This window comes from Paraburkholderia sp. 35.1 (assembly GCF_050436525.1).
Classification (GTDB): domain Bacteria; phylum Pseudomonadota; class Gammaproteobacteria; order Burkholderiales; family Burkholderiaceae; genus Paraburkholderia; species Paraburkholderia tuberum.
Window position 1 is genome coordinate 1445471 of sequence record NZ_JBNDMJ010000003.1, and the last position, 16086, is coordinate 1461556.

Annotated in this window: 15 protein-coding genes and 1 tRNA gene; 10 read left to right on the forward strand and 6 right to left on the reverse strand. The window is 64.0% G+C overall.

Features of this window, described 5'->3' with window-relative positions:
* Positions 1 to 46: 46 nt before the first annotated feature.
* Positions 47 to 1414 (forward strand): signal recognition particle protein, encoded by a 1368-nt coding sequence (gene ffh / locus OKW27_RS26740; protein WP_090801921.1) that lies wholly within the window; start codon positions 47 to 49, stop codon positions 1412 to 1414.
* Between the two features lie 157 nt (positions 1415 to 1571).
* On the forward strand, positions 1572 to 2123 hold the full coding sequence (locus OKW27_RS26745; protein ID WP_008923084.1) for a hypoxanthine-guanine phosphoribosyltransferase: 552 nt from the start codon (positions 1572 to 1574) through the stop codon (positions 2121 to 2123).
* A 100-nt stretch (positions 2124 to 2223) separates the two neighbouring features.
* Here OKW27_RS26745 and OKW27_RS26750 read toward each other — a convergent pair whose 3' ends face one another.
* Positions 2224 to 2823, reverse strand: a complete 600-nt coding sequence (locus OKW27_RS26750) for a MarC family protein (protein WP_090801923.1) — start codon at positions 2821 to 2823, stop codon at positions 2224 to 2226.
* 12 nt (positions 2824 to 2835) lie between these two features.
* Positions 2836 to 4572, reverse strand: a complete 1737-nt coding sequence (locus OKW27_RS26755) for a proline--tRNA ligase (protein WP_429335343.1) — start codon at positions 4570 to 4572, stop codon at positions 2836 to 2838.
* A 300-nt stretch (positions 4573 to 4872) separates the two neighbouring features.
* On the opposite strand from OKW27_RS26755, the gene OKW27_RS26760 reads away from it, so the two are divergent.
* Together OKW27_RS26760 and OKW27_RS26765 are read left to right on the forward strand one after the other, a co-directional pair.
* Positions 4873 to 5622 carry an RNA pyrophosphohydrolase gene (locus OKW27_RS26760; protein WP_090801927.1) on the forward strand — a complete coding sequence of 250 codons (750 nt, stop codon included), beginning with the start codon at positions 4873 to 4875 and terminating at the stop codon, positions 5620 to 5622.
* A 76-nt stretch (positions 5623 to 5698) separates the two neighbouring features.
* Positions 5699 to 6256, forward strand: coding sequence for a CNP1-like family protein (locus OKW27_RS26765; RefSeq protein ID WP_184058542.1), 558 nt, complete (start codon positions 5699 to 5701; stop codon positions 6254 to 6256).
* A gap of 133 nt (positions 6257 to 6389) precedes the next feature.
* Here the strand turns inward: OKW27_RS26765 and proB are convergent, their stop codons facing one another.
* From proB to rplU, 4 genes are all read right to left on the reverse strand, one after another.
* A complete protein-coding gene (proB, locus tag OKW27_RS26770) occupies positions 6390 to 7508 on the reverse strand; it encodes a glutamate 5-kinase (protein ID WP_184022882.1) in 1119 nt (372 codons plus the stop codon).
* Positions 7509 to 7577: 69 nt separating this feature from the next.
* Positions 7578 to 8699: an Obg family GTPase CgtA gene (cgtA, locus tag OKW27_RS26775; protein ID WP_184051016.1), complete on the reverse strand. Its 1122-nt coding sequence runs from the start codon at positions 8697 to 8699 to the stop codon at positions 7578 to 7580.
* Positions 8700 to 8936: 237 nt separating this feature from the next.
* Positions 8937 to 9197 carry a 50S ribosomal protein L27 gene (gene rpmA, locus OKW27_RS26780; RefSeq protein WP_008923994.1) on the reverse strand — a complete coding sequence of 87 codons (261 nt, stop codon included), beginning with the start codon at positions 9195 to 9197 and terminating at the stop codon, positions 8937 to 8939.
* A 25-nt stretch (positions 9198 to 9222) separates the two neighbouring features.
* Complete coding sequence (gene rplU, locus OKW27_RS26785) at positions 9223 to 9534, reverse strand: 50S ribosomal protein L21 (protein WP_007180329.1); 312 nt, start codon at positions 9532 to 9534, stop codon at positions 9223 to 9225.
* Between the two features lie 284 nt (positions 9535 to 9818).
* Between rplU and OKW27_RS26790 the strand changes: the two genes are divergently transcribed.
* The 6 genes from OKW27_RS26790 (at position 9819) to OKW27_RS26815 (ending at position 16086) form a co-directional block, all read left to right on the forward strand.
* Positions 9819 to 10811: a polyprenyl synthetase family protein gene (locus OKW27_RS26790; protein WP_429335344.1), complete on the forward strand. Its 993-nt coding sequence runs from the start codon at positions 9819 to 9821 to the stop codon at positions 10809 to 10811.
* A gap of 49 nt (positions 10812 to 10860) precedes the next feature.
* Positions 10861 to 10937, forward strand: a tRNA-Pro gene (locus tag OKW27_RS26795).
* A 242-nt stretch (positions 10938 to 11179) separates the two neighbouring features.
* Positions 11180 to 12478 carry an HlyC/CorC family transporter gene (locus OKW27_RS26800; RefSeq protein WP_429335345.1) on the forward strand — a complete coding sequence of 433 codons (1299 nt, stop codon included), beginning with the start codon at positions 11180 to 11182 and terminating at the stop codon, positions 12476 to 12478.
* Positions 12479 to 12625: 147 nt separating this feature from the next.
* The gene (locus OKW27_RS26805; protein ID WP_429335346.1) at positions 12626 to 13882 is read left to right on the forward strand and encodes a GspE/PulE family protein; all 1257 of its coding nucleotides are present in this window, start codon (positions 12626 to 12628) and stop codon (positions 13880 to 13882) included.
* The gene (locus OKW27_RS26810; RefSeq protein ID WP_429335347.1) at positions 13879 to 15117 is read left to right on the forward strand and encodes a type II secretion system F family protein; all 1239 of its coding nucleotides are present in this window, start codon (positions 13879 to 13881) and stop codon (positions 15115 to 15117) included. The genes OKW27_RS26805 and OKW27_RS26810 overlap by 4 nt, the downstream gene beginning before the upstream one ends.
* Positions 15118 to 15144: 27 nt before the next feature.
* Positions 15145 to 16086 (forward strand): prepilin peptidase, encoded by a 942-nt coding sequence (locus OKW27_RS26815; protein ID WP_090801944.1) that lies wholly within the window; start codon positions 15145 to 15147, stop codon positions 16084 to 16086.

Genomic DNA, 16086 nt, shown 5'->3' on the forward strand with positions numbered 1-16086 from the left:
TCTTGCGCTTCGCGCGCTGCGCGGGCCCCACCGTTCATCGCTCCCCATGCTCGACAATCTGACTCAACGGATGGCGCGCGTCGTCAAGACGCTGCGCGGCGAAGCCCGGCTCACCGAGGCGAACACCCAGGAAATGCTGCGCGAGGTGCGTCTCGCACTGCTCGAGGCCGACGTGGCGCTGCCCGTCGTGCGCGAGTTCATCGCGAAGGTCAAGGAGAAGGCGCTCGGCGAGGAAGTGATCTCCAGCCTGTCGCCGGGTCAGGCGCTCGTCGGCGTCGTGCAGCGCGAACTGACCGCGGTGATCGGCGGCGATTACGAAGGCAAGGCCTCCGAGCTCAATCTCGCCGTCGCGCCGCCCGCGATCATCCTGATGGCGGGTCTGCAGGGCGCCGGCAAAACGACCACGGTCGGCAAGCTCGCCAAGCTGCTGCGCGAGAAGTACAAGAAGAAGGTGCTGACCGTTTCGTGCGACGTCTATCGTCCAGCCGCCATCGCGCAGCTGAAAACGGTGACCGAGCAGGTCGGCGCGGACTTCTTCCCGTCGGAGCTGAACCAGAAGCCGGTCGACATTGCCCGCGCCGCGCTCGACTGGGCCAAGCGCCACTATCACGACGTGCTGCTCGTCGACACGGCCGGCCGTCTCGGTATCGACGAGGTGATGATGAACGAAATCACCGCGCTGCACGCCGAGCTGAAGCCGGCGGAAACGCTGTTCGTCGTCGACGCGATGCTCGGCCAGGACGCGGTCAACACCGCGAAGGCGTTCAGCGACGCGCTGCCGCTCACCGGCGTTGTGCTCACCAAGCTCGACGGTGATTCGCGCGGTGGCGCGGCGCTCTCGGTGCGTCACGTGACGGGCAAGCCGGTCAAGTTCGTGGGTGTCGCCGAAAAACTCGACGGCCTCGAAGTGTTCCACCCGGACCGCATGGCGAGCCGGATTCTCGGCATGGGCGACATTCTCGCGCTGGTGGAGGAAGCGCAGCGCGGCGTCGACGTGCAGGCGGCGCAGAAGCTCGCCGACAAGGTCAAGAAAGGCGGCGACTTCGACCTCAACGATTTCCGCGCTCAGCTCACGCAAATGAAGGGCATGGGCGGCCTGTCGTCGCTGATGGACAAGCTGCCCGCGCAGTTTCAGCAAGCCGCGGCCGGCGCCGACATGAGTCAGGCCGAGAAGCAGATGCGCCGCATGGAAGGCATCATCAACTCGATGACGCCGGCCGAGCGCGCCAAGCCCGAACTGATCAAGGCGACCCGCAAGCGCCGCATCGCCGCGGGCGCGGGCGTGCAGGTGCAGGAAGTCAACCGCATGCTGAACCAGTACGAACAGATGCGCACGATGATGAAGAAGCTCAAGGGCGGCAACCTGCAGAAGATGATGCGCGGCATGAAGGGCATGATGCCCGGCATGCGCTAAGCTTGATGGGACCGGCGCGCGCTCGCGCCGAGGGCGGCGCGGCTGACTTCGGCACCGTGCGGGTTTATTCTGTAGCGCATTGCGCCGTCCCTCGCGGGAACGTCCCTCGGGACGTTGCCACTCACACTATGTATACAGTTACCGTCCGTCAGACGTCATGAACCGCGAAGAAGCCCTCCATATTTTTCAACACTCCGAAGAGATAGTTTCGGCCTCGGACGTCACTGCGTCGATCGCCCGCATGGCGGCTGCCATCCGCGACGAGATGAGCGAGGACTTCCCGCTCGTGCTGTCGGTGATGGGCGGCGCCGCGGTATTCACCGGCATGCTGCTGCCGCACCTCGATTTCCCGCTCGAGTTCGACTACATCCACCTGACGCGCTACCGCAATACGACGAAGGGCAGCAACGAGATGCAATGGCGCGTCGCGCCGGCCGAGTCGGTCAAGGATCGCGTGGTGCTCGTGCTCGACGACATCCTCGACGAAGGCGAGACGATGGCCGCAATCCGCGACCGCATCCTCGCGATGGGCGCGAAGCGCTTCCTGTCCGCGGTGCTGTGCGAGAAGATCATTCCGAAGGCGAAACCGCTGCGCCCCGATTACTGCGGCTTCGAAGTGCCGGACCGGTACGTGTTCGGCTGCGGGATGGATGCGAAGGGCTACTGGCGCAACCTGCCGACCATTCGGGCGTTGACCGAGGGAGCGTGAGCGGGGCATCCGCCCCGCCCCACCGGCGAAAAAAAAAGCAGCCTGCCTGGCTGCTTTTTTTATGGCTGCGACGGTGGCAATGCGCGCACCGGCTCGCGTTTCACAGCTTGTGCACGAAAGAGCGGATTCCACCGAGCATCATCTCGACTGAAATCGCGACGAGCACGAGCCCCATCAGTCGCTCGAACGCCGCCATCACACGTTCACCGAGCCACGCCTGAATGCGCTCGGCGAGCATCAGCACGATCGCACAGATGATCATCGTGACGGTCAGCGCGCCGACCCACTCGACCGTTTTGCCCGGCGCCTGCGAGGTCAGCAGCATGACCGTCGCCAACGCCGACGGACCCGCTAGCGCAGGAATCGCGAGCGGCACGATCAGCGGCTCGCCCCCGCGCGCGTCGCCGCCGAACGGACCGTCCGGATGCGGAAACACCATGCGCAGCGCAATCAGAAACAGCACGATGCCGCCGCCGATCCGCAACGACTGGTCGCTGAGGCTCATCATGCGCAGAAAGCTCTGCCCGAGCATCATGAACACCAGCAGGATCGCAAACGCGATCGCGACCTCGCGCAGGATCACGACCGTGCGACGCTCCGGCGACACACCTCGCAGGCAACTGACGAAGATCGGGATGTTGCCGAGCGGATCGGTGATCAGGATCAGCAGCACCGTCGCGGACAGGAAGGTGTACTCCACCGCCCGCTCCGCTTAGTTCGCCAGCGCCGCGCGCACTTTGCCGATCACGGTCTGCGCGGCATCCGCGACCGGCAGCAGCGTCGCTTCGGCCTCGCGACGGCCCTGATACTCGATCTTGCCGTCCTTCAGACCACGGTCGCCGATCACCAGTCGATGCGGCACGCCGATCAGTTCCCAGTCGGCGAACATCACGCCCGGCCGCTCGCCGCGATCGTCGAGGATCACGTCGATACCGGCCGCGACGAGTTCCGCGTACAGCTTGTCGGCCTGCTCACGCACCGCGTCGCTGCGGTCATAGCCCATCGGGCACAGCACGACTTCGAACGGCGCAATCGACTCCGGCCAGATGATGCCCTTGTCGTCGAAATTCTGTTCGATCGCGGCGCCGAGAATCCGCGTGACGCCGATGCCGTAGCAGCCCATTTCCATCGGCCGAGGCTTTCCGGTTTCGTCGAGACAGGCCGCGTTCATCGCTTCGGAATACTTGGTGCCGAGCTGGAACACGTGGCCCACTTCGATGCCGCGGCAGATGTCGAGCACGCCCCTTCCGTCCGGCGACGGATCGCCCTTCTTCACATTGCGGATGTCGGCGACGACCGGCTCCGGCAGGTCGCGGCCCCAGTTCACGCCGGTGGTGTGATAGTCGACGTCGTTCGAGCCGACCACGAAGTCGCTCATGTTCGCGACCGTGCGGTCCGCGATCACCTTGACCGGCTTCTTCGTGTTGATCGGACCGAGATAGCCCGGCGGTGTGCCGAACGTCTCGACGATCTCGGCTTCGGTCGCCATGCGGAAACTACCGAGGCCCGGGAGCTTGGCCGCCTTGATCTCGTTCAGATCATGATCGCCGCGCAGCATCAGCAGCCAGATCGTCGGCTCGGCGCCTTCGTTCTCGGTGGCGAGCACGACCGACTTGATCGTGCGTTCGAGCGGAATGTTCAGCAGCTCGGCAACCGCCTCGCACTTCGCCTTGCCGGGCGTCGCGGTCTTCTTCATCTCTTCTGCCGGCGCCGCGCGCTCTGCGATCAGCGGTAGCGCTTCGGCCGCCTCGACGTTCGCGGCGAAATCGGAGGTCGGGCAATACGCGATGTCGTCTTCGCCGGTGTCGGCGATCACATGGAACTCATGCGAGCCGCTGCCGCCGATCGAGCCGTTGTCGGCCGCCACCGCGCGGAAGTCCAGACCGAGGCGCGTGAAGATGCGCACGTACGCGTCGTACATCTTGCGATACGACTCGCGCAGACCCTGCGCGTCCTTGTCGAACGAATACGCGTCTTTCATGATGAACTCGCGGCCGCGCATCACGCCGAAACGCGGACGGATCTCGTCGCGGAACTTCGTCTGGATCTGATAGAAGTTGACCGGCAGTTGGCGATAGCTCTTGATCTGGTTGCGCGCGATGTCGGTGACCACTTCCTCGTGCGTCGGGCCCATCACGAAATCGGCCTGCTTGCGGTCTTTGAAGCGCAGCAGCTCGGGACCGTACTTCTCCCAGCGCCCCGATTCCTGCCACAGTTCGGCCGGCTGCACGGCCGGCATCAACAGCTCGATGGCGCCCGCCCGGTTCATTTCCTCACGCACGATCGCTTCCACCTTGCGGATCGAACGCAGGCCGACCGGCAGGTAGTTATAGATACCGCCCGCGACGCGACGGATCATGCCCGCGCGCACCATGAGCTTGTGGCTGATGATTTCGGCGTCGGCGGGCGCTTCTTTGAGAGTGCCGATAAAGAAACGGGAAGCTTTCATTCAAGGTGTCCAAAAGCGGCGGCTTCCGGTAGGACCGCCAGAAAAGGGGAAAATGAGGGAAATCGACACAGATCCGCGGCGAAGCCGGCAGGGTTCGCCCGACTGGGGGCGCCCTGCCCCCGTGCGGCGCCGAAACCGCCGCGCAAAGCCTCTCTCACAAGGGATAGGCACGGAAAACCGACAGGCTACCGCAAACCCGGGCCTGTTGCGGCGAATCGCTCCATTCTGATGCGATTCGGTGCGAAGGGTCCGTTATCTGTTTATAATCAAAGCAATTTTAAAGGATTCGAAGGTGGTTGTATGCTGGATCGTGAAGGCTTTCGCCCGAACGTCGGCATCATCCTCTTGAACGCGCACAACGAGGTGTTTTGGGGCAAACGACTCCGTGAACATTCCTGGCAGTTTCCGCAAGGGGGCATCAAATATGGTGAGACCCCCGTGCAAGCGATGTATCGGGAGTTACACGAAGAGACCGGGCTGCTTCCTGAGCACGTCAAGGTGATCGGTCGCACGCGCGACTGGTTGCGTTATGAGGTGCCTGACAAGTTCATCAAGCGCGAAGTACGCGGTCATTACCGCGGCCAGAAACAAATCTGGTTTTTGCTCCGGATGGTAGGACGCGACTGCGACATCTGTTTGCGCGCCACCGACCACCCTGAGTTCGATGCGTGGCGTTGGAACGAGTATTGGGTGCCGCTCGACTGTGTGATCGAGTTCAAGCGGGATGTGTATCAGTTGGCGCTAACGGAGCTGTCCCGTTTCATGCGCCGGCCTGCGCCGCGTGCGGAAAAACCTGGCGGGCATCATGGGTCGCGTTATCCCCGGATAGCGTCGTCGATGCAAAGCCCGCCGGATTCCACGGTAAGCACGGTGGTCACCACCGTCACGACCGTAACTTCGGTCAGCGTCGAAACTTCGACGCACGTGCTGGTCGCGCCGGATTGCGGTCCCGGCTCACCGGATGCCAACATGAGATCGGAGGATGAGCGCGAAACGGCCGAAGCCGACGAGGCCGTCGCCCCGTTAGTCCGACGAGGCGTGCGCGATTGACCATTCCAGGCGGCGGCTCGCGCCGCCTCTCTCTGGCGCGGCTTTCGAGCCGCGTCTGTCTCTCGAGGGAATCAGATTGAAAGCACTTGCATTCGCCGTGGCGTGCGTCGCCACCGGCGCCCTGCTGGCAGGCTGTTCGAGCGCCGGCAAACCGACCAACAAAGACGACAGCGAGTTCACCTATCTGCTGGATCGCAAGAGCAACTGGGTTGAAAACAAGGTCGACACGTTGCCGCCGCTGCCCTCCGACGCGAACCTGCTGCCGTTCGAAGTCTCCGGCAATACGCCGCTGCAATTTGCGATCGACCCGAAGTCCGTCAGCGTCGGCGACGACGGCGTGGTGCGTTACACGGTGGTCGTCACGAGCCCGGGCGGTGCGCGCAACGTCAATTACGAGGGCATCCGTTGCGACACGTATGAATGGCGTCAGTATGCGGGCCTGAACGCCGATCACGACGGCTGGGACACGACGGTCGCAAACCCGTTTTCGCGGATAGAAAACGGCGCGCTGAATGCGTACCAGGCCGCGTTGTATCAGGACTATATGTGCGCCAACAAGATTCCGACCGGCAGCGCGCAGCACATCGTCGAGAACATTCGTTACAAGCGCACGCAGACGTCGCAGATTCATTGAGGCCGGTTGCGCGGCGCGCGCCCGACTCAGGCGCCGTTGCTTATCCGTGACGATTAAAAAGCCGTTCCAGCCTGCGCTGGAACGGCTTAATTGTTGGCTCTTCATACGCGCGATATGCGCGCCGCCTCGCAGATCAAAGCACCACGAGATTGTCGCGATGAATCAGTTCGGGCTCGAGCATATAGCCGAGCACTGACTCAATTTCGCCGCTCGGACGCCGCTGGATCAGTTTGGTTTCCGCGCTGCTGTAGTTCGTCAAACCACGTGCGACCTCGCGGCCTGACGCGCTCAGACACGCGATCACCTCGCCGCGCGCGAATGCACCCTGCACACCGACGATGCCGATCGGCAGCAAGCTCTTGCCGCCGGCGGTCAGTTTTTCGACCGCGCCGTCATCGATCACGACGTGGCCGCGCACCTGCAGGTGATCGGCCATCCATTGCTTGCGCGCCGCCATGCGCGCGGTGCGCGCGATCAGTTGGGTGCCGATCGCCTCGCCGGCCGCCAGTCTCACCAGCACGTCCGACTCGCGCCCACTCGCGATCACCGTATTGGCGCCGCTATGGGCCGCACGCTTCGCAGCGAGAATCTTGGTCAGCATGCCGCCGCGGCCGAGGCTCGAGCCCGCACCGCCCGCCATCGCCTCGAGCTCGGGCGCGCCGGCGTCGGCTTGCTGGACTAGTGTCGCGGTCGGGTCCTTGCGCGGATCTGCGGTGAAGAGGCCTTGCTGGTCCGTCAGAATGATCAGCGCGTCGCCCTCGATCAGATTGGCAACCAGCGCGCCGAGCGTGTCGTTGTCGCCGAACTTGATTTCGTCGGTGACGACCGTGTCGTTCTCGTTGATGATCGGTACAACTCCGAGCCCCAGCAGCGTGAGCAGCGTGGAGCGAGCGTTCAGATAGCGCTCGCGGTCAGCAAGGTCAGCGTGAGTAAGCAGGATCTGCGCTGTCTGGATGGAATGTTCGGCGAAGCGGCTTTCGTACACTTGCGCGAGACCCATCTGACCGACCGCCGCGGCCGCCTGCAGCTCATCGATTTCACGCGGCCGCTTCGTCCAGCCGAGCCGCTGCATGCCCTCGGCGATCGCGCCCGAGCTGACCAGCACCACTTCCTTGCCTTGCGCGCGCAGTGCGGCAATTTGCGCGGCCCAGCGGCCGATCGCCGCATGATCGAGGCCGCGCCCGTCGTTCGTGACGAGACTCGAACCGACTTTGACGACCAATCGCCGTGAATCTGCGATGACGGAACGCATTGTGCGCTGTCTCCCAAGATGACGCGTGATGCATACCGGCACCCGCCGCTGGCGCCGGCGCTCGAGTTGTTATTCCTGCGGATCGGTGCCGGCTTCGCGGGTCGCGGCCGGTACTTGCGTCCCGTCGCGGAAACGCACGTCGGAGGCCAGGTCTTCGGCTTCGGCCGCGCGTTGCGCGTCGGAGTGCTCGGCGAGGTAGTCGAACACGGCGTAGCAAAGATTTTCACAGCCCTGGCCAGTCAGCGCCGAGATCTCGAACACCGGACCGTCCCAGCCGAAGCCTTCGAGGAACGCCGCCACGCGCGCTTCGCGATCGTCCTCAGGCACCATGTCCAGCTTGTTCAGCACAAGCCAGCGCGGCTTCTGATAAAGCTCTTCGTCGTACTTGCGCAGTTCGTTGACGATCGCCTTCGCTTCGGCGACCGGATCGATCGATTCATCGAACGGTGCGATGTCGACGATGTGCAGCAGCAGCCCGGTGCGCTGCAGGTGACGCAGGAATTGATGGCCTAGGCCGGCGCCTTCCGCCGCGCCTTCGATCAGCCCCGGAATGTCGGCAATCACGAAGCTGCGGCTCGGCCCGACGCGCACGACGCCGAGGTTCGGCGCGAGCGTGGTGAACGGATAATCGGCGATTTTCGGCTTCGCGTTCGACACCGACGAGATAAACGTCGACTTGCCGGCATTCGGCATGCCGAGCAGACCGACGTCGGCCAGCACTTTCAGTTCGAGGCGGACCATGCGGCGCTCGCCCGGCTTGCCGTCGGTCTTCTGACGCGGCGCGCGGTTCGTGCTGGACTTGAAATGGAGGTTGCCGAGGCCGCCGGCTCCCCCTTGCGCGATTTGCACGCTCTGGTTGTGCTCGGTCAGATCGGCGATCAGCTCGCCGGTTTCCATGTCCGTGATGGTGGTGCCGACCGGCATGCGCAGCGTGATGTCATCACCGCCCTTGCCGTAGCAATCCGAGCCGCGGCCGTTTTCGCCGTTGCGCGCCAGATGTTTTTTCGCGTAGCGGTAATCGATCAGCGTGTTGATGTTGCGGTCAGCCACCGCGATCACGCTGCCGCCCCGGCCGCCGTCACCGCCATCGGGGCCGCCGAACGGGACGAACTTCTCGCGGCGCATCGACGCGCTGCCATCCCCTCCGTCGCCGGCGATGACTTCAATCCTCGCTTCGTCAATGAACTTCATGTGTTACTCCGTCCCGTGGTGTACTGCCCGATTCGATGCAGGGGTTGATACTGATTGGATGCTGCTATTTTGCCGCGCGCGCCGCGCGTTGATCAATCGACCGACCGGCGTAGTCCGCCGATGAGGAGCGGTCGGCTGCGCGGCTTCGGCGCCAAGCTAAAGAGGCGCCGCAATAAAAAAAGCCCCGCGTACTTCGCGGGGCCTTTTTCCGGTCCTGAAGCCCGTGCCTGATTAAACTCAGGCTGCCGGGACGACGGAAACGGTGTGCTTCTTCGCCGCGCCCTTCGTCGAGAACTGGACGTGGCCGTCCTTCAGCGCGAACAGGGTGTGATCCTTGCCCATGCCGACGTTCTCGCCAGCGTGCATGCGCGTACCGCGCTGACGCACGATGATGCCACCAGCGTTGATAGCCTGGCCGCCGTAAACCTTCACGCCGAGGCGCTTCGACTCGGAGTCGCGGCCGTTTCGGGACGATCCGCCTGCCTTTTTGTGTGCCATTTGATTTGCTCCTTAACCGGTGCGCTTACGCGTTGATCGCGTCGATGCGCAGTTCGGTATAGTTCTGGCGGTGGCCGCCATGCTTCTGGTAGTGCTTCCGGCGACGCATCTTGAAGATCGTCACTTTGGCGTGACGACCTTGCGACACGACGGTAGCCTTGACGGAAGCCCCACTGACCAGCGGCGTACCGAACTTAATCGATTCGCCTTCGCCCACTGCGAGAACCTGGTCGAGCGTGATTTCAGCGTCAATGTCTGCCGGTATCTGTTCTACTTTAAGTTTTTCGCCGACGGCAACCTTGTACTGCTTGCCACCGGTTTTTATGACCGCGTACATTGAGAACCTCACTCTGTATTCATTTTTCCCACGCACCGCGCGCGGAAACTGTCAATTATACATAGAGTTAGCTGCTCGGTCAAAACCTGCTTACCAAACCGTCTACCGTCCGGCTTTGCCGTCCTTCGCAGGCGCTCGCAGATGGCATACCTGCGATGCGCGGCGCCCCCAGACAGCCTTGGCAGGCGCCCCGCGCGCCATGCGGAACGCATCCACGCCGCAGCCGACGACCCGGAAGCGCCCCGATCGCCTTATAATTCGCGGCACTACCCAATTCAGCCATCATGTCGTCGACTGCCACCACCTCCCCCAACGTCGCCAGCCTGCTTGCTCCGATCGCCGAAGACATGCAGCAGGTCAATCGCGTCATCCGGCAACGTCTTGCGTCGGACGTGATGCTGATCAATCAGATTTCCGAGTACATCATCAGCGCCGGCGGCAAGCGGCTGCGGCCCGCGCTGCTGTTGCTGGTGGCGGGCGCGCTGGGCGATAGGACGGGGCACCGGCACGAGCTGGCAGCGGTCGTCGAATTCATCCACACGGCCACGCTGCTGCATGACGACGTGGTCGACGAGTCCGACCTGAGGCGCGGCCGCCAGACCGCCAATGCGCTGTTCGGCAACGCGGCGAGCGTGCTGGTCGGTGACTTTCTTTACTCACGGTCGTTCCAGATGATGGTCGGCGTGGGCAAGATGCGCGTGATGGAAATTCTGTCGGAGGCGACCAACATCATCTCTGAAGGCGAAGTGCTGCAGTTGTTGAACATGCACGATGCCGACGTCGACGAAGCCCGTTACATGCAGGTGATCCGCTACAAGACCGCAAAGTTGTTCGAGGCGGCCGCCCAGCTCGGCGCGGTGCTGGCCGGCGCGGACGCGAAAACCGAAGCCGCCGCCGCCGAGTACGGTCGTCGCATCGGCACCGCGTTCCAGATCATGGACGACTGGCTCGACTACACGGGGACGGCCGAGTCGATGGGCAAGAACGCCGGCGACGATCTGCGCGAAGGCAAACCGACGCTTCCGCTCATCTATCTGATCGAACGCGGCACACCCGAGCAGTCGGCGCTCGCGCGCGAAGCCATCGAGCAAGGTGGCACCGACCGTTTCGATACGATTTTCGACGCGATCACGCGCTCGGGCGCGCTGGATCACACGCTCGAGTGCGCGAAACAGGAGGCGCAGGCAGCCGCGGCAGCAATTTCGGCGTTTCCCCATTCCATTTTCAAAGAGAGCCTGCTAGAATTATGTTCTTACTCGACGGCAAGACAGTCTTGAACGAGACTGAAACACCGAATTAGTCTGAATCGAGTCAGCAGTACCCAATCGGGGTGTAGCTTAGCCTGGTAGAGCGCTACGTTCGGGACGTAGAGGCCGGAGGTTCGAATCCTCTCACCCCGACCAGATTCTCCTTGTTAGCTCAAGGTTCAAAACCGCCGCAGCGTTGCTGGGCGGTTTTTTGTTTTGCGCGGCGCTTTTTTCGTTGCTCTCGTGCTGCCCTTCGCCGCTTTCTTTCCTCCGGCTCGCCAGGCACAGCGCGTACGTTGCCGCGTTGTCGTCCTAGCGGCGTCAGCCGTCATCCACACCGGAGCGCGCGGCCCCCTCTGCTATATTCTCTCCATCCTTTCCCTTATTTTTCACGACGCGTGGAACAACTTCCCTTATGGGCGCAGATCGGCGCCGTCCTTCTGCTACTTGTCTGCTCCGCCTTCTTTTCCATTTCCGAGACAGCGATGATGGCGCTCAATCGTCATCGCCTCAAACATCTCGCCAGCAAAAACACGCTCGGCGCAAAGACGACTCAGGGCCTGCTCGCAAAAACCGATCAGCTGCTCGGCGTGATCCTCATCGGCAACAACCTGTTCAACACGATCATTCCGGTACTGACGACATCGCTCGCGCTGCATACGTTCGGCCGCAATAGCCTCGTGCTGTCGATCGCGACCGGTATCGTCGCGTTCCTCATTATCGTGTTCGCGGAGATCACACCGAAGATCGTCGGCGCGACGTTTCCCGAGAAAATCGCGCTACCCGCGAGCCTGCTGATCGCGCCGTTGATGCGCGTCGCGAGACCACTGATCTGGTTTGTCAACCTGTTCGCGACCGGCATCCTGCGCGTGCTGCACATCAACACGAAGGGCGCGCGCGACCAGCGGCTGTCCACCGAAGAACTGCGCACCATCGTGCTCGAGTCGGGAAGCTTCATGCCCACCAAGCACCGCAGCATCCTGCTGAACCTGTTCGACCTCGAAAACATCTCCGTCGATGACGTGATGATCCCGCGTCGCCGTATCGAGGCCCTCGACTTCGATGCCCCGTTCGAACAGATCCTGCATCAACTGGAGACCTGCTATCACAACAAGCTGATCGTCTACCAGGGCGACATCGACCGCGTGCTCGGTGTGCTGCACGTGCGCAAGACGCTGTCAGCGCTGCACAACCAGGAGTTCGAGCGCGATACCTTGCGCGAGCTGCTCGCCGAGCCGTACTTCGTGCCAAGCGGCACGCCGGTGTTCCAGCAGCTGCAATACTTTCAGGAGAGCCGGCAACGCATCGCGCTCGTCGTCAACGAATACGGCGAACTGCAAGGCCTCGTCACACCGGAAGACATCATCGAGGAACTGATCGGCGAATTCACCACGTCGATTCCGCGTAGCGCCAGCTCGCGCGGCGGCTGGAACGAGGCGGGCGAATGCATCGTCGCGGGAAGCATGCCGTTGCGCGAGCTAAACCGCTGGCTGCAACTGGGGCTACCCACCGATGGCCCCAAAACGCTGAACGGCCTGATTCTCGAAATCCTCGAAGACATCCCCGACGGCGACGTCTGCGTGCACATCGGAGACACCAAGCTCGAAGTGATGCGCAGCGACGATCAGGCGATCCGCACCGTCAAGCTTTTCAAACCGCCGTCGCGCACGAAGGCCGGTAAAGCACGGTCAGGGTGAACTTCGCGCCGCCGCACGCTGATTTACGGTCAGCATCGCACAGGCTCGCGAAACGCGCCATTAGCCGAATGGCCGAATGGCATTCGGACGCCCGCAACCGGAAGATGAAGCCGTCATGTTCTAAAGGCGGCTCATCACCGGTCTCTCATGCAAACACCTTTTGCCACCGCCGCGGCATTGCCGCGCCCACTCGCTATCGACGGCGAATCCAGCGCAACGAGTCTGAACGATCCCGACAACGCCCCAGCCGTGCGTCTGTTGACCGACACGTTGCACGAAGCGACGCGGCGCAATGCGTCGGATATCCACATCGAGCCGGCCGAGCATGGCTGGCGTGTGCGCCTGCGTATCGACGGCGTGCTGCATGAAATCCCGCGGCCGCCCGCCCATCTGCGCGACGCGTTCGTCACGCGTGTGAAAGTGCTCGCGCGCATGGACATCGCCGAGCGACGCGTGCCGCAGGACGGCCGGCTACGCCTCGCGACGTCGCCAGGGCGGCTCGAGGATTACCGCGTCAATTCGCTGCCGACACTGTTCGGCGAAAAGCTCGTGCTACGACGGCTCGACGCGTTGCCCGCCGATCTTTCGCTCGATTCGCTCGGCCTCGATCCGCGGCAGCGCGAAGCCGTCGACGCCGCGATCCGCGCGCCGCACGGTCTGATGCTCGTCACCGGACCGACGGGCAGCGGCAAGACACTATCGCTGTACTGCTTCCTGAACCTGCTGAACGGCGAGGCACGCAACCTCTGCTCGGTAGAAGACCCAGCCGAGATCCAGCTGGCCGGCATCAACCAGGTCAGCGTGCGCGAAAAAGCCGGACTGACTTTCGCGGTCGCGCTGCGGGCTTTTCTGCGTCAGGACCCGGACGTGATCATGGTCGGCGAAATCCGCGACAACGAAACCGCCGACGTTGCCGTGAAGGCCGCCCAAACCGGTCACCTCGTGCTGTCCACGCTGCATACGAACGACGCGCCCGCGGCCATCGCGCGGCTCATCGACATCGGTGTCGAGCCGTACAACCTTGCCGCCGCGCTGCGCATGGTGACCGCGCAGCGGCTGGTGCGGCGACTGTGCGTCGCATGCCGCGCGCCCGCGCCGCATTCGCCGGCGGCACTCCACGCCGCGGGCTTTGGCGAACATGACCTCGACGGCTGGCAACCGTATGCGGCGACCGGCTGCGCGGTTTGTCATGGCATCGGCTATCGGGGGCGCGTCGGCATTCATCAGGTGATGCCCGTCTCTGACGCGATGCGTGAGCAGATCGTCGCAAGCGCGGGCGCGCACGAGCTGGCGCGCCTCGCGCAGATGGAACAGGTCGCGACGTTACGCGACGCGGCGCTTGCGCGCGTGCGCGACGGCACCACGAGTCTCGCCGAAGCGCTCGCCGCCACGGAGGTCGCATGAGTACCGCCGCGCTGTCACCAACCCGGTCCGTCTCAGCCGACCTACGCTTCAGATGGCGCGGCGTCGACGCGGACGGCACGCGCCAGAGCGGCACGCTGATCGCGCCCGACGCGAGCGCCGCACGCACGATGCTCAAACGCGACAACCTCTTTATCGTCGAACTCGCAACGCAAGGGCCGGCGCCACGCCCGAAGACGAGCGCGGCCGCTGTCACGCTGTTCACGCGACAACTGTCCAGTCTGCTGCGTGCCGGTTTGGCGCTCGCGCCCGCGCTCGAACTACTCGCGCAGGCGTCGACGTCGGGTCAGCGGCAAGGCATGCCGCGCATCGTCGGCACTGTCGCGCGCGACATCACCGCCGGCCTGCAGTTTTCGGCGGCCTTGCAGCGGCACCCGGCGCAGTTCAATGCGCTGTATTGCCAGCTCGTCGAGGTGGGCGAAGCGGCGGGCGCGCTCGTCACCGTGCTCGCCCGCCTCGCCGACGATCGCGAACGCGCCGCTGCGCAGCGCGCGAAGGTGCGCGCGGCTCTCACCTATCCAGCCGCGATCCTGCTGCTCGCGCTCGCGATAACTGCCGCATTGCTGGTGTGGGTCGTGCCGACGTTCAAGCAGATCTTCGATGGCTTCGGCGCGAAGCTGCCCGCGCCGACGCAGTTCGTGCTGGCGCTCTCGGCGGCCGCCGCGCGCTGGAGTGTGCCGCTGTTCATACTGATGCTCGCAATGAGCTCGGCCATCACGCTCGTGCTGCGTCGTTCGGTAGGCGCGCGCATCCGCTTCGCGCGCCTGTCGCTCGACCTGCCGGTGGCCGGCCCGCTGCTGCGCACGCTGTGCGCGGCGCGCTGGAGTCGCGCGCTTGGCACCTTGCTGTCCGCCGGCACGCCGCTCGCCGACGCATTCGATTCGCTCACTCAGGCGACCGGCAATGCCTTCTTCGATCGCGCGACGGCAAGCATCGCCATCAGATTGCGGCGCGGCGAACGGCTCGCCGCGGCTATGCTCGCGGCCCGCTGCTTTCCTCCCGAAGTCGTGCAGCCCGTTGCGGTCGCGGAGGAATCCGGCGCGCTCGACAGCATGCTGCTCGATGTCGCGTCGCTTGCGGATCGCCAGGTCGACGACAGGATCGGCACGCTATCGAGCCTGTGTGAACCGCTCGTGATCGTCGTGCTCGGCACACTGGTCGGCGGCCTCGTCATCGCGATGTATCTTCCCATTATTCAACTCGGCAACGTGGTGTAGCATCGCAGCCGAATCCACTTCGTCACCATGCAGGCTCCTCTTCCGCTCGTGTCACAAACTTCCTCCAGCCTGCTCGCGGGCTTACTGCCGGGCCGCTTTGCCAGCGATATCGGCCTCGCGCTCGCGAGCCTGCCCGCCGGCGTGCAGATCGCATTCGCGATCGTGCTTGGCCTCGTGATTGGCAGCTTCCTGAACGTGGTCGTGCATCGACTGCCGATCATGCTCGAGCGTGCATGGCGCGCCGAAATCAGCGAGACCACCGACGTGCCGCCGCCCGACCACGGACTGCCCGCGCGCTACAACCTGTGGGTGCCGCGCAGCGCGTGCCCGCATTGCGGCCATGTGCTGAGCGCGTGGGAAAACTTGCCGGTGCTGAGCTACCTGCTGTTACGCGGCCGTTGTTCCGCGTGCGGCACGCATATCAGCGCACGCTATCCGCTGCTCGAAATCGCGAGCGCCGCTTTCGCGGCAGGCGCACTGATAGCGTTCGGCCCGACGCTGACGGCACTCGCCGCGTTCGGCCTGTGCGCGACGTTGCTCGCGATGAGCGCGATCGACGTCGACACGCATTTGCTGCCCGACTCCTTGACGCTGCCGCTGTTGTGGGCCGGCCTGATCGTCAATTTCAACGGCATGTTCACGAATCTGCATGATGCGGTGCTCGGCGCTATCTTCGGATATCTGGCGTTGTGGGCCGTGCATTGGGCGTTCAAGCTCGTGCGTGGTATCGAAGGCATGGGCTATGGCGACTTCAAGCTGCTCGCCGCGCTCGGCGCGTGGCTCGGCTGGCCCGCGCTGCCGCAGATCGTGCTGGTCGCCGCGGTGGCCGGTGCTGTGATCGGCCTCGCGGCGACGTGGCGCGGCCGAATGCGCTTCGAGGAGCCGCTGCCGTTCGGGCCGTTTCTCGCGGCGGGCGGTGTGTTGACGCTGTTTGCCGGCACGCCGCTTTATCTGGCTCTGGGGGGCTGA

What these genes read in the sequence shown, in the direction of transcription:
- rpmA (WP_008923994.1), bottom strand. Translation starts at nt 9,197, where the DNA reads ATGGCACACAAAAAGGCAGGCGGATCGTCCCGAAACGGCCGCGACTCC.
- proB (WP_184022882.1), bottom strand. Translation starts at nt 7,508, where the DNA reads ATGCGTTCCGTCATCGCAGATTCACGGCGATTGGTCGTCAAAGTCGGT.
- OKW27_RS26805 (WP_429335346.1), top strand. Translation starts at nt 12,626, where the DNA reads ATGCAAACACCTTTTGCCACCGCCGCGGCATTGCCGCGCCCACTCGCT.
- OKW27_RS26760 (WP_090801927.1), top strand. Translation starts at nt 4,873, where the DNA reads ATGCTGGATCGTGAAGGCTTTCGCCCGAACGTCGGCATCATCCTCTTG.
- OKW27_RS26790 (WP_429335344.1), top strand. Translation starts at nt 9,819, where the DNA reads ATGTCGTCGACTGCCACCACCTCCCCCAACGTCGCCAGCCTGCTTGCT.
- OKW27_RS26755 (WP_429335343.1), bottom strand. Translation starts at nt 4,572, where the DNA reads ATGAAAGCTTCCCGTTTCTTTATCGGCACTCTCAAAGAAGCGCCCGCC.
- cgtA (WP_184051016.1), bottom strand. Translation starts at nt 8,699, where the DNA reads ATGAAGTTCATTGACGAAGCGAGGATTGAAGTCATCGCCGGCGACGGA.
- OKW27_RS26815 (WP_090801944.1), top strand. Translation starts at nt 15,145, where the DNA reads ATGCAGGCTCCTCTTCCGCTCGTGTCACAAACTTCCTCCAGCCTGCTC.
- rplU (WP_007180329.1), bottom strand. Translation starts at nt 9,534, where the DNA reads ATGTACGCGGTCATAAAAACCGGTGGCAAGCAGTACAAGGTTGCCGTC.
- ffh (WP_090801921.1), top strand. Translation starts at nt 47, where the DNA reads ATGCTCGACAATCTGACTCAACGGATGGCGCGCGTCGTCAAGACGCTG.
- OKW27_RS26745 (WP_008923084.1), top strand. Translation starts at nt 1,572, where the DNA reads ATGAACCGCGAAGAAGCCCTCCATATTTTTCAACACTCCGAAGAGATA.
- OKW27_RS26810 (WP_429335347.1), top strand. Translation starts at nt 13,879, where the DNA reads ATGAGTACCGCCGCGCTGTCACCAACCCGGTCCGTCTCAGCCGACCTA.